Origin of the sequence: Burkholderia sp. BCC0322 (assembly GCF_902833045.1) — a bacterium.
Lineage (GTDB): Bacteria > Pseudomonadota > Gammaproteobacteria > Burkholderiales > Burkholderiaceae > Burkholderia.
Genome location: NZ_CADFDU010000005.1, coordinates 168,735 through 182,486 on the forward strand (window position 1 = coordinate 168,735; position 13,752 = coordinate 182,486).

Here is a 13,752-nt window from a genome sequence, read left to right on the forward strand (position 1 = left end):
GGGCTGCGTTGCCGGCCGGATTGCCGGCGTGCGACTCGACGTGGAGGCCGGCGGCAGCCGCCCCCCGTTGTTTCGTGCGTCGCCTGCGTCGGCGTCGTGCGCGCTGAAGTGCCTGGCGTGCCGCACCTGACGCACGCCACGCCGCCGGGCATGCGCGTTCGGGCCGCGGGGCCTCAGGTTCCGATGCGCGCCGACGTGTAGTCGCGCCGCACGCTTCTCGCGCTGTCCCGGCCGGCTTCCGTCGCGGCTCCGGCCGCCTCGTCGAGCATCCAGCGCGTCAGGCCGTGACGCCCGCCGAAGCCCAGCTTGACGGCTGCCCGCTTCAGGTAGGTCTCGACGGTGCTTTCGCACAGCGCGAAACGTGCGGCGATGGCGGGCACCGTGTCGCCGGCCAGCAGAGCCGTGCAGGCCTCGATCTCGCGCGTCGACAGCTTCACGCCGGCTTGCTGCAGCCGGTCGGCGAACCGCCGCGCCACGCGCTCCCGGCCCGATTGCGTCGCCGGCGGCGCGGCGGTGATCACACGGGCGGCCGGCGCAGCCGAATCGCGCGCCGCGACATGGCTCGCGACGATCGGAAACAGCACGTGCGAGAGTTCCTTGAGGAAGGTCCGCTCCAGCGGCGAGAAATCGTCGAACGTACTCGTGCGATACAACGAGATCACGTAACAGTGGTTCCGCTTGCGGGTCACGAGGTGGAATTGCGCGCAACGCGGCGACACGATCGCCGCCTGCATGAGGACGAAACGGTCGAGCTGCGCGTGGATCGGGTCGTGGCCGGCGAGCGTGTCGTCGACGTGCAGGCGGCTCGCACCCGGGTGCGGCGGCATCTGCGGCCCGCAACAGGCAGCGGCCGGGCCGGCGTTCGCGAGCGCCGCGCCGACCGCACCGACCGCACCGAGGCTGCGCACCCCGGGGTTGCCGTCGGGCGCGGCGTCGACCGCAAGCTCCGAAATGCGGATCTCGTCGACGGGGATCGCCGCGGAGATCAGGTTGTACATCATTCGGGGAAAACGTCGGCTGCCGCTGCTCGAGATCGCTTCGCCGACGTGTGCGAACAATCTGCTGAACTCCATGAAAGAATTCCTGATGAGACGTTGAAGCTGCGCTTGCGCGCATGGATGCCGACATGATTTAAACACCTGGCCGCAAACGCGTCTGTAACGGATTGCCGGGACAACCGCGGCATCGCCGGCCGCCGAATCCGGTCCGCCGCACGGCGGCTGTTCCGCCCGTCGGCGACAGGCAGCGTGCACGGTGTCCGCATCCGGATCGCCGCTCATCCGGCAGCTTCGGCCCGGGCATCGCACAGGGCCGTATCGGAGAAGATGCGGCCGCTATCCAGGCGAATGACCCGATCCGCCAGCTTGAAATACTGATCGTCGTGGGTAATGATGACGACGCATTTCCCGCGGGACTTCAGATCGGGTACCAGCACTTCATAGAAAAATCGCTTGAAGACCGGATCCTGATCGGCGGCCCATTCGTCCAGGATATAAATCGGACGATCCTCGATGTAGGCGCAAAGCAACGCCAGGCGCTTGCGTTGCCCGGTCGACAAGGCCCGGGTCGTCGAGTAAGTCCGGCCGGAAATCTCGATCTTGTCCGCCAATTTCAGGGTTTCAAGGTATTTCCGCGCAAGCTCGATGCGTTCATTGCCCCGGTCCGGTCCTATGACGCGATTGAACAAATGGAAATCGGTGAAGACGGCGGAAAACAGGTTTCGGTACCGTTCCCTGGCAGCGTCGTCAATGACTCTTCCGTCGAGGGAGATGGTGCCGCCGGTAGGCGCATAGAGGCCGCTGAGCACCTTGCCCAACGTGCTCTTGCCGCTGCCGTTTCCGCCGATGACATAGACGAGTTCGCCCGCATGAATCGTCATGTTGATGGGGCCGAGCACGAAGTCGACAGACGACGCGTCGTCACGGTAGTTCATCGTCACCTCGTTCAACTCGATGACCTTCCATGACTTCGCCGATGGGGATTCCACGGTGCCCGGAGAGGGCGGTTCGTTGCGTGAATCCTGCGTGTCGTCGATCAGGAAGCCGAATTCAGCCAGCCTGGCGAGCGCGGTCTTGCCTTCGGCCACCACCGGCAGGATATTGATCAGCATGGTCAAGGGCCCCATCATGTAGAGCACGGCCAGAATGCTCGCCGTGAGTACGGAAGGGTCCACGACGCCGAGCGACGGTACGCCGAACAACAGGAACCCGAGCAGGACCGCTACCGTGATCTGGCCGATGCTGTCGCCGCTCATGAACCAGAAGCGTTCGATGTAATTGAAGCCTGCCACGCGCTTCGACGACAACTCGATCGCGGCCCGGGTAAACCAGCGTCGCCTGGCCCGGTTGAGCTTGAGCTCCTTGATTCCGAACACGAGGCCATGGGTATATTCGTTGAACTGGACGAATTCATCGCGAACCCGCTCCGTGAAATTGACCGCCTTTCGATAGAAAAACAGATAAAGCAGCAGGCCGACGAGGGTCAGGATGATCGTCGAAGCGAACACGATCCACGAGAGATAGGCGAGATAGGCGATGCTGCAGATCAGGACGACCGATTGAACGATGATCGTCGGGATGGTGAGCAGGGTCTGGCTCAGCTGCGGAATGTCTTGCGTCAGCATCGTCAGGACATTGGGGGCGCCGCGGCGGTCGATTTCATCCAGCGGGGTCGCCAGGATCCTCTTGCACAGGTTGACGCGCAATCGCGTCATGACTTTCATGCAGGCATAGGAAGGCATCACGGCAGCGCCGCTCCTGCAGACCACCGCGACGACATTCACCGCAATGAAGATCAGCAACAGCGTTTGCCGATCATCCCGGTCGTGCAGCGCGGTGCTGATCAACCCGACGCCCACGATCGACGCGATGCCGCTGACGAGGCCCGTCAGGACCGTGCCCAGCGTCAGCCAGGGATGACTGCGCCACATCAGGGTGACGGCGGAATGCCATGGCGGCGATTTGCTTTGAGCGGAATCCATGAGTGGCCAGTAGGTCTCAGTTGATCAGGTGGCTGAGTTCGACGTTTCTTGCCGCTGATCTCAACCTCGACGAGGTTTCGTGCTTGCCCAGGAACGTGATGCTCTTCACGATTTCCAGCGGCGAATCGGAAAACAGGATGCAGCACTTCAGCAGGCGCTGCGCACGATCCCAGCCGACGCCGTCCGTCGAATCGGCCACGCTGCGCAACGCGGCCTCGACCGACGCGGCCGTCCAGTTTTCGTTCCCTGTCAGCCGCGCATCGACCTGCCGAAGAAATTGCAGGAGCGTGCGGGGATTGCTTTCGATGCTGTACATGAGGATGTAATCGATCCGCACTTTCTTCGTGATCAACGGAAAAATCAGGTCGATCACGCCGGCAGCCGATTCGCATTTCCCATAAGCCAGTGAAATCGCGTCGCCGAGCTTGCAGTCCCGGTGAAGCGCATTCAGCGCGGCCTGTACGAACGCCGCTTCGGGGTCAACAGGGGTGATTTGCATGAGGGTCAATGGCTTGTCGAGTGAGGGATCGCGGCGGGCACGAGCCGCAGGCATTACCAGCCGTCCGGAATGGGCATCGAATAGGTCAGCGGCTTTTCCGGCATCACTTCGTCCATGATGTCGGAGTAGCCGGACTCCTGTCCGACCAGGTTCGGCTCGAAGCAGTAGCAATTGAACGTCTGCTGCAGGACGAGGTTGTTACGGTCGTTGATCGCCGGCGGGTTTTCGTTGATCGCGATGAACGCGTCGTACAGCGAGTCCCGGACGACATACGCGTGTGCGGTGAGCGTCTCCACGGCCTTGACGATGTTCGGTGCGACGGGAATGGGCGGCGTGAAGTGATACGCGCCCAGGAACAGCATGTGCCAGTCATCCGGCACTTGCGCGATGAACTCGGGAAAGCGCGCGGCGAAATCGGCGTCGAAGAACGCGTCGTCCTCGAAGATCAGGACTTCGCTCGCGCCGGCAGCCTTGGCCTGTTTCACGGCGGCGAGATGGCTCATCGTGCAGCCGTAGTCCTGCGGACGCATATGGCTCAACGATTCCGGCACGCTCACCAGCCTGGCATCGACGGCGGACAGCCGTTCCACCGTGCGGATGTTCTGCTCTGCGAATTTTCGTTGCATCGCTTCCCAGCGGTCGGGGCGCCGGTCCAGGTTGATGCAGACCTTGCGGGCGAAAGTGTTGTCGATCGTCGGCGTTGATTTCATGAGGGCAGTTTTTCCAGAAACGAATTGACATGGGCGGCGAGGACGCCGGCATGCGGATCGAGCAGCATGGTCAGGTGGTCGCCGGGGACGTCCGTCACCGCGACGGGGAGCGCCGAGAAGCGGGACCACCCCCAGCTCGGGTCCAGGCGAAGCTGCGCGATCTCGGCAGACGGCGCGTAGTCGCCGGGATCGCGTTCGGTGCTGCGGAACAGCGCGATCGGCACGGGCAGCGGGGTGGCTTGCGGCGCGTAGTGCGACTTGAAGTTGGCCTGGTAGACGCGCAGGTAGGCGCGCAGGCGGTCGGACCCGGCGTCCGCGAACCAGTTGCCGCGGTCGCCGATCCGCTCGAGGATCAGGCCGGCCTGGGCGTCGGGATCGAGATCGACGAGGTCGGTTCGCGTCACCTGAAGGTCGGTCCCGAGGAAGGTGCCGATTTCATGGGCGATCGCGACCAGCCATTCGGTGTCGTCCCAGTCCTGCCAGTAAGCGGCGGCCGGGCTGTCGATGGGCGCGGACGCGTCGAAGATCGCCAGCAGTTTCACGTCGGCGCCCCTGGCGACAAGTTGCCGGCTCATCTCGAGCGCCACCTGCGCGCCGAACGAGTGGCCCGCCAGGTAGTACGGCCCCGCGCCCACCCGCGGCCAGATGCGTTCGATATGACGGGCCGCGATGTCTTCCACGCGGGTGAGCGGCATGCACGAGCCGTCGAGGCCGAGCGCTTCCAGCCCGTGAATCGCGTGGGCGCCGCTCAGGTGGTGCGCGAGCGGGTGGAAGTAGACCACGTTCCCGCCGGCGCCCGGCAGGAGGAAGAGCGGCGCGGCGGGGCCGCCGTCGCGAATCGGCACGAGTCCGCCGGCGGGCGCGGACGGTTCCTTCGCGGCCAGCGCCGCCGCCAGTTTCTCGATGGTCGGATTCTCGAACAGGCAGGAAATCGGCAGCCGGCGATCGAACGCCTTCTCGACATGGGCCATCAGCTGGATCGCGATGATCGAGTGGCCGCCGAGGTCGAAATAGTTGTCGCCGATCTTGATGTCGTCTCGTTTGAAGATCCGCCGCCAGATCTCCAGCAACGTGCTTTCGTCCGCCGTAGGCGCGGCGGCGCGTGCCGCCGTGGCCGCCCCGGCAGCGGCTTCGATGGCCGGCTCGGCCGCGCCGCGCGATGCGCTCGGCAGGCCACCGGCGGCCTGCGGATCGGCGAGCTCGCCGGTGCGCCGGGTCGGGTCGTCGGCGAATCGTTCCAGCAACGTGCGGAGGGTGCCGAGCATCTGCCGCACGACATCCGGCGCGACGCGGTGTGCATCGTGCGAAATGTGGAAACCGATGCGCTCGTTCGGGTGCACCGTCAGGGTCAGCGGGTAATTCGATTCCGCGAACGCGCGGGTGTCGAGAATCTCGATGTCGTCCGGCCCGAGATCGGGGGCGGCGGCCACCGGGAAGTTCTCGAAGACGAGCAGGCTGTCGAACAGACTGTCGCGGGCGGGCACGTCGCTCCACGACTGGATATCGACCAGCGAGCTGTACGAATGCGGCTCCATTGCCGTCTGGGCCGCATGGACTTCCGCCAGCCATTCGATGAACGGCCGCTCCGGTGCGATACGCAAGCGCAGCGGCAGCGTGTTGATGAACAGCCCCACGATCGACTCGACGCCGTCGAGCATCGGCGGGCGACCGGACACGGTGACGCCGAAGACGACATCGTCCGTTCCGGCGTGGCGCCGCAGCACCAACGCCCAGACCGCGCGGATCAGGACGTTGAGCGTGACGCGATGCGCGCGCGTCAGCGCTTGCAGCCGCGCGGTCAGGGTCTCGTCCAGCAGGAATTGCTGTGTCCTGCGCGTGTCCTCGCGCGCGGCGTCGCCGGCGTTCTGCCGGGCCGGACTGGCCGCGATCGGCGTGGCGGCATGGAAGCCGGCCAGTTCGGCGCGCCACCAGGTTTCGTCGGCCGAGCGAGGATGACGCGCGAGCCAGTCGATGTACGCGCGGTAGCCCGGCGCCGACGCTGCGACCGCGGGCACGCCGGTGCGGGCGAGCGACAGGTAGTCGTCGAACACCTCCTTCATCAGGGTCGCGGTGCTCCAGCCGTCCAAGATGATGTGGTGCGCGCTCCAGCAGAAGCGATGGCGCGTGTCCGTTTCCTGGATCAGCGTGCAGCGGAACAACGGCGCCCGCTGAAGATCGAAGCCGCGCTTGCGGTCGTCGGCGAGGAACGCATCGAAGTCCTGCGCGCGGCGGGACGTATCGCGGTGCCGCCAGTCGAGCATTGTCCACGGCAGCTCGACCGCGCGTAGCACGGTCTGGACGGGGTGATCGCGATTGGCCCACGCGAACGCGGTGCGCAGCACGCCATGGCGCGCGAGCGCATTGGCCCACGCCTGCCGGAGCGCCGGCACCTGGAGCGGGCCGCTGACGACAAAGCTGAACTGCTGGAAATAGGCGGCAGGATCCAGGTCGTACAGCGAATGGAACAGGATGCCCTGCTGCAGCGACGAAAGTGGGTAGCTGTCCTCGATGTCGTCCCACGCGGTGTCGGGGACCGACGCCGCGAAGTCGAGCAACCGGTCCTTGAAGTGCGCGGCCAGGTTCTCGACCGTCTGCCGCCGGTGGAGCCGTTCGCCGTAGCGCCAGTCCACCTGAAGCTTGCCGTCGACGACGGCGGCGACGATCTCGAATGCGTGCGTGCGCTGTGACCGCCCGGCGCGCAGCGAGCCGAGATCTTCGGCCGCCGGGCGCCAGCCGTCGGATTGCCGCAACACGGTATCGAGCTGCCCGTGATAGTTGAAGAGGATATCGGCCTTCGGCAACGCGGCGAGACTGTCGCGCACGGCGGCGTCGGGGCTCAGGTAGCGGAGCAGCGAATAACCGAGACCGTCGGCCGGAATCCGGCGCAGCTGCTGCCGCGCGTCACGCAGCGCGTCCTCCGGCGTGTGCATCGCGTCGGCGTCGAGCACGACGGGGTAGATGGACGTGAACCAGCCCACCGTCCGCGTGAGGTCGAGCGGCGCATCCGACACGTGGCGGCCGTGACTCTCGAGATCGATCCGGGTGCGGGTGTTGCCCGTGACCATGCTGCAGGCTTGCGCGAGCGCGACGAGCAGGACGTCGTTGATGCGGGTGTCGTAGGCCCGTGGCAGCCGGCGCAGCAACGCGGTGGTGGCGGCTTCGTCCAGCTCGAATGAAACGGATGACGCGTCGCCGACCGCGTTGTTGGCCCTGTAGTTGGCGCCGTGGTTGTCCGCACCCGCGGCCGGATAGTCGACCGGAATCGGTTCGACGTGCTGCGCAAGGAGGGCTTGCCACAGTCGGGCTTCGTCGCCGATGGCGGGCGACCGGGCCAGTTGCTGCAGATGCAATGCCCATTCGCGGAACGAAGTCGTCTTCTCGGGCAGCGGCCGGCCATGGTAGGCGGCATGCAAGTCCTCGAGGAGCACGCGCCACGACACGCCGTCCACCGCCAGGTGATGGACCGACACGAACAGGCGGGCGAGCGGCTCGTCGGCCAGGCAGAAGAGCCGGGCCGCGAGCAACGGGCCGTGCGTGATGTCGATGCCGCGCTCCGCGTCGGCGGCGGCGGTGCGCATCGCCGCCAGGCGCTCGTCGGGGTCGCCGGCGATCACCTGTTTCGCAAAGAGCGCCGGCATCTCGCCGCCCGCGACGACTTGCTGGGTCCATCCGCCCGCACCGTGCGAGAAACGCAGTCGCAACGCGTCGTGATGTTCGTAGACTTGCCGGAACGCGTCGGCGAGCCTCGACGCGTCGATATCCGCCGGCACCTGGATCAGGACCGTTTGATTGTAGTGTGACGGCGCATCGATCTCCTGTTCGAAGAACCAGTGCTGCACCGGTGTGAGCGGCGCATCGCCCAGCGGGCTCACGGTTGGCGCGTGTGCGGCCCGCGCCTCGGGTGCGGCGGCCAGCTGCGCGATCGTCTGATACTGGAACAGCTGCTTCGCCGTCACGCGCAGCCCGGCCTGGTTGGCGCGCGCGATCACCTGGATGCTCAGGATGGAGTCGCCGCCGAGTTCGAAGAAATTGTCGTGGATGCCGACGGAAGGCAGTTGCAGCACGTCTTGCCAGATCGACGCCAGCAGGATTTCCCGCGGCGTGACCGCGGGCGCGTGCGGCGGGGGCGCGTCGGCCCCATTCGCCGGAAGCGGCAGCGCCTTGCGGTTGATCTTGCCGTTGGGCAGCGTCGGCAGGGACGCGAGCGCGACGAACTGCGACGGCACCATGTAGTCGGCCAGCTTGCCGCTCAGGAAGCCGCGCAGATCGGCGAGGTCCGCCGCCGCGGTCGCGACATAGGCGATCAGGAAGGTTCGGGTTCCTTCGGTTCTCGCGATCACGACGCAGTCGTCGATCGACGGATGCGCGCGCAGCGCCGCCTCGATTTCGCCGGGTTCGATGCGCAGGCCGCGCAGCTTGATCTGGTGATCGATGCGGCCGAGGAACGCGATGTTGCCGTCGGGGCGGTAGCGCGCGAGATCGCCGGTGCGGTAGAGGCGCGCGAGCGGGTCGGAGGAGAACGGATCGGCGATGAACTTTTCGGCGCTCAGTTCGGGTTCGCCGTGGTAGCCGCGCCCGACCGGCGTGCCGCCGATCAGCAATTCTCCGGGCACGCCCACCGGCACGGGCTGCATCTGCGCGTCGACGATGTAGAGGCGGGTGTTGGCGATGGGCCGGCCGATCGGGACGATGCGGTTCGGGTCGTCGCGCCGGCATTCCCACGCGGTTACGTCGACGGCGGCCTCGGTGGGGCCGTAGAGGTTGTAGAGCTTGACGTCCAGGCGCTCGAGGCAACGCTGCTGCAGGTCGTGGGGCAGCGCCTCGCCGCTGCACACGACGCGCCGCAGCGACGCGCAGTGCGCGTCGAGGTCCGGATGGTCGAGGAACGCGCGCAGCATCGACGGCACGAAGTGGATCGTGGTGATCCGTTCGCGCTCGATGAGATCGACGAGGTAGTCGGTTTCGCGCTGGCCGCCGGGGCGGGCGAACACCAGGCGCGCGCCGGTGACGAGCGGCCAGAAGAGTTCCCAGACCGAGACGTCGAAGCTGAACGGGGTCTTCTGCAGCACGGCATCGTCGGTGCCGAGCGCGTAGGCGTGCTGCATCCAGAGGATGCGGTTGGTGATGGCGCGATGGGTGTTGAGCGCGCCCTTGGGCCGGCCGGTCGACCCGGACGTGTAGATCATGTAGGCGAGGTTGTCGCCGTTCAGCGCGGGCGCGGGGTTCGACACGGGCGCGGCATCAAGATCGAGTGCGTCGGTATCGATGGCGATCACGCGGGCGCCGGTGTCGGGCAGCGCGGCGAGCAGGTGCTGCTGGGTGAGGAGCCAGCGCAACTGCGCGTGGTCGATCATGAAGCGCACGCGTTCGGCGGGGTAGTCGGGGTCGACGGGGACATAAGCGCCGCCGGCCTTGAGGATCGCGAGCAGCGCGACGCTCATGTCGAGCGAGCGTTCCATGGCGACGCCGACGAGTGCGTCGGGGCCGACGCCGAGTGCGATGAGATGGTGGGCGAGGCGGTTGGCGCGCAGGTTGAGTTCGGCGTAGGTGAGCGAGACGTCATCGAAGACGGCGGCGATGGCGTCCGGCGTGCGCTCGACCTGCCGTTCGAACAACCGATGCAACGGCTGCGCGGCGGCCTCGCCGAAGTCCATGTCGGTGCGGTTCCACTCGACGGTCAGCAAGTGCCGCTCCGCATCGCTCGTCAACGGCAGCGCGCCGAACGGCCGGTCCGGATCGGCGATCACGGCATCGATGAGCGTACGGAAGTGTTCCGCCATGCGCTCGATCGTGGCGGCGTCGAACAGGTCCAGGTTGTATTCCAGCGAGCCCGCGAGACCGTCGTCGGCATCCTGGACATGGAGCGTGAGGTCGAATTTCGCGGTGTGGGTCTCCACCGATACCGGCGTGGCCACGAGACCGGGGAAGCTCGCCGTCTGGGCCTGCGCTTTCTCGTACGCGAACACGACCTGGAAAACCGGCGTGCGGCTCAGGTTGCGTTCGAGTTCGAGCGCGTCCACCACCTGCTCGAACGGAATCTCCTGTCGGCTGTAGCCGTCCAGCGCGACGCGCTTCACGCGCGCGAGCAGTTCGCCGAAGGTCGGATTGCCCGACAGGTCCACGCGCAGCGCGAGCATGTTCGCGAAGAAGCCGATCAGCGGCTCGGTCATGCTGGAACGCCGATTGGCGATCGGGGAGCCGATGACGAGATCCTGCTGGTTGCTGTATCGCGACAGCAGCAGCGCATACGCGGCGAGCACGACCATGAACGTGCTGGTGCCGGACGCGCGCGCAATCGCGCGCAGCCCGTCGGCGCGTGCGCCGCTCAACCGGAACGGTAGGACCGCGCCGCGGAACTGCTGGACGGCGGGCCGGGGGCGGTCGGTGGGCAGTTCGATCAGGTCCGGCGCGTCCGCCAGCGCGGCGCTCAGCAGCGCCAGTTCCCGATGCGTGTCGGCGGACGCCAGGCGCTCGTGCTGCCACACCGCGTAGTCCGCGTACTGGACGGCCAGTTCCGGCAGCGGCCGGCCGGCATAGAGCGCGGCCAGTTCGCCGATGAGGATGCCTGACGACCACGCATCGGAAACGATGTGATGCATCACGATGCCGAAGACGTGCAGGCGTTCATGGACGCGGTACAGCACGACGCGATAGAGCGGCCCGGCGGCGAGATCGAACGGGCGGTCGGCTTGCGCCGCGAGCAGCGCGAGCGTGTCGGATTCGTCGGCGACGTCGACGACGTCGAGCGCGACCGGCGCCGGCGGTGCGATGCGTTGAACCCCGCGGCCGTCGACGGCGGGAAACGTCGTGCGCAGGATCTCGTGACGCCGGCTGATCTCGGACACGGCATCCCGCAGGCGCGCGATGTCCAGTTCGCCGTCGAAGCGCAGCGCGCTCGCGATATTGTAGGTGGCCGACGGGCCTTCCAGTTGCGCGAGGAACCACAGCCGCTGCTGCGGAAACGACAGCGGCAGGTCGTTCGCGCGCGAGCGGGGCAGGATGTGGCCGGCCGTCGAACCGGCGCGGGGCGACGACGCTTCGATCAGGTCGGACACCGCGCTGATGGTCTGGAGTTCGAAGATCGCGTCGATGCCGATCTCGACGGCGAAGCTGCTCCAGATCCGCGAAACCAGCTGCATGGCCTGCAGCGAATCGCCGCCGTAGTCGAAGAAGCGGCCGGTGAGATCGACGGCCGGATTGTCGAGCACGTCGCGCCAGATGCGCACCAGCTCGAGCTGGATCGGCGTGGCGTCGAGACGGGCGGCGTCGGGCGCGGCGGCAGGCTCCAGGGCCAGGAGCGCCGGGCGATCCAGCTTGCCGTTCGCGTTGAGCGGGAATTCGGCGATCGGGACGATGTCGGACGGGACCATGTAGTCCGGCAGCTTCGCGGCCAGATAGGCCCGAAGGTCCGGCACGTTCAGGCTCGCGGCGCCCTTGACATAGGCCGCCAGCTTGCGCACCCCGTGGGCGGATTCGCGCACCATGACCGCCGCGCCGACGACATCCTCGTGCGCGGCGATCGCGGCCTCGATCTCGCCGAGTTCGATACGGTGCCCGCGGATCTTGACCTGGTGGTCGACGCGTCCGTAGCACTGGATACGTCCGTCGGGCAGCCACCGGCCGATGTCGCCGGTGCGATAGATGCGCGCTTCGCCGGGAAACGGATGCTCGACAAATTTAGAGGCGGTGACGTCGGGCCGCTGGTGGTAGCCGCGCGCTAGGCCGGCGCCGGCGAGGCAGATTTCCCCGGGCACGCCGAGCGGAACCGGCCGCAGCGCGTCGTCGAGCATGTACACCCGGGTGTTGGCGATGGGACGGCCGATCAGCACCGTGGACGGCGCGTCCTCGACGCGCTCGACGATGCAGCCGACCGTCGCCTCGGTGGGGCCGTACTCGTTGTAGATTTCGATCGCGGGATCGATCTTGCGCAGCGTGGCGATGTGCTGGGGCGTCAGCTCCTCGCCGCCGACGATGACCTTGCGCACGCCGGAGCGTGGCAGGTTCATGTATTCCAGCAGGTGAATGTGGGTGGGCGTGAGCTTGACGGTGTCGACGCCGCTGCCGGGCTGGAACATCCGGGCCAGGATGGTGTCGATGCTTTCCGACTGCGGATAGATGCGCAGCGTCTTGCCGCGCACCAGCGGGCAGAAGATGTTGGTGAGCGTGAAATCGAAGCACAGCGAGCTGTACAGGCCGAAACTGCCGGTCGTGCCGTCCGGAAAGTAATACCCGACGGCCCACGCGATGTAGTGGGCCAGGTTCCGGTGTTCGAGCAGGCAGCCCTTGGGTTTCCCGGTCGAGCCGGACGTGTAGAGCACGTAGGCCAGGTGCGCCGGTTCGGCACGGCAAGGCGGGTTGTCCGGCAGCGGCGTCCAGCCGGGGAGTGCCTGGTCCAGCAGCAGCGTCGCGCCGGAGAATTCATACCACTGCGCGAGCTGGCTCGATTGGGTCACCAGCAGCGACAGGCCGGTGTCGCCGAGGATGTGATTGATCCGTTCGGCCGGATATGCCGGGTCCAGCGGAACGAACGCCGCCCCCGCCTTCAATATGCCGAGAATCGCGACGATCATCCATTCGGAACGGTCGAGCATGATGCCGACCAGCGATTCCGGCCCGACGCCGTGGTGTTCGCGCAATTGATGCGCGAGGCTGTTGGCGCGGGCGTTCAGATCGGCGTAGGTCATCAGCGAACTGTCGGTGACCAGGGCCGGCGCCGCCGGCGTGCGGGCGACCTGCGCTTCGAACATGTCGACGACCGTCGGGTGGCTGGGGCCGACCGTCGCGGTTGCGTTGAAGGCGGCCAGCAGCGGGCGCTCTTCCGGCGGGGCCGCTTCGATGTCGCCGACCAGTGTGTCGAGGTGTTCGAAGGCCTCCAGCACCACGCCCAGGCTGCCGGCGAAACCGTCGATGACGAAAGGCTCGATGGCCCCGCTATAGCGGAGCGCGATTTCACCGCGCGCGAGCCGCAGATGCAACTGCAGGTCGTCGTCCCGGCTGGCCGGTGCGTGGTGCACCCGATCGTCCGCCAGCGCGACTTTCGTGAGCTGCGCGAGATCCATGTCCTTTTCGTTGCGCACGAGCGTTTCGAGCGGGAATTGAGGCTCGGCGTAGCTGTCTTCCACGATCGCCGCCACGCGCGACAGGTAGTCCTCGATGCGCTCGTCGGGACGGACCTCGATGATCAGCGGAACGGTGGCCGCCTGAGCCGGCGGATGCTCGGCCAGCCCCGGCGTGCCGAGCACCGTGACCGGCATCCGGAAGTATTTCCAGAGCAGGAACGCAATGCCCGCCGCCGTGACCGCGAATTCGGCAAGCTCGCCGTCGCCGATGCGCCGCAGCAGGTCGAGCGACGCGGGCGTGAGCCGCACCGAGCGGGACAGCCGGTCCGGCTGTCGACTCGGGGCGTGCGGCGCGATCCGGTAGACGCCGGCGACCTGGGAAAGGCTGTCGCGCCAGAACTGCGCGATGTGCGCATAGCGATGGTCGGTGACCAGCACGTTATTGTTTTGCACAGGAAACTCCTTGAAACGTTTTGTTCACCTGAAACAACCCGAAGCAGCACG

The 13,752-nt window shown here is 66.8% G+C and carries 5 protein-coding genes; all 5 read right to left on the minus strand.

Annotation, left to right across the window (positions count from 1 at the left end):
- Positions 1–173: 173 nt before the first annotated feature.
- Positions 174–1,073 carry a LuxR C-terminal-related transcriptional regulator gene (locus HWX39_RS16835; RefSeq protein ID WP_175969129.1) on the minus strand — a complete coding sequence of 300 codons (900 nt, stop codon included), beginning with the start codon at positions 1,071–1,073 and terminating at the stop codon, positions 174–176.
- Positions 1,074–1,276: 203 nt separating this feature from the next.
- Positions 1,277–2,980 (minus strand): cyclic peptide export ABC transporter, encoded by a 1,704-nt coding sequence (locus HWX39_RS16840; RefSeq protein ID WP_175969130.1) that lies wholly within the window; start codon positions 2,978–2,980, stop codon positions 1,277–1,279.
- 16 nt (positions 2,981–2,996) lie between these two features.
- Positions 2,997–3,533, minus strand: a complete 537-nt coding sequence (locus tag HWX39_RS16845; RefSeq protein WP_175969131.1) for a hypothetical protein — start codon at positions 3,531–3,533, stop codon at positions 2,997–2,999.
- A complete protein-coding gene (locus HWX39_RS16850) occupies positions 3,533–4,189 on the minus strand; it encodes a glycosyltransferase family 25 protein (protein ID WP_175969132.1) in 657 nt (218 codons plus the stop codon). The genes HWX39_RS16845 and HWX39_RS16850 overlap by 1 nt, the downstream gene beginning before the upstream one ends.
- Positions 4,186–13,701 carry a non-ribosomal peptide synthetase gene (locus HWX39_RS16855; protein ID WP_175969133.1) on the minus strand — a complete coding sequence of 3,172 codons (9,516 nt, stop codon included), beginning with the start codon at positions 13,699–13,701 and terminating at the stop codon, positions 4,186–4,188. The genes HWX39_RS16850 and HWX39_RS16855 overlap by 4 nt, the downstream gene beginning before the upstream one ends.
- Positions 13,702–13,752: the final 51 nt, after the last annotated feature.

Bases quoted from the DNA above. Each gene is read 5' to 3' on its own strand.
- HWX39_RS16835 (WP_175969129.1), bottom strand. From the start codon at position 1,073: ATGGAGTTCAGCAGATTGTTCGCACACGTCGGCGAAGCGATCTCGAGC.
- HWX39_RS16840 (WP_175969130.1), bottom strand. From the start codon at position 2,980: ATGGATTCCGCTCAAAGCAAATCGCCGCCATGGCATTCCGCCGTCACC.
- HWX39_RS16845 (WP_175969131.1), bottom strand. From the start codon at position 3,533: ATGCCTGCGGCTCGTGCCCGCCGCGATCCCTCACTCGACAAGCCATTG.
- HWX39_RS16850 (WP_175969132.1), bottom strand. From the start codon at position 4,189: ATGAAATCAACGCCGACGATCGACAACACTTTCGCCCGCAAGGTCTGC.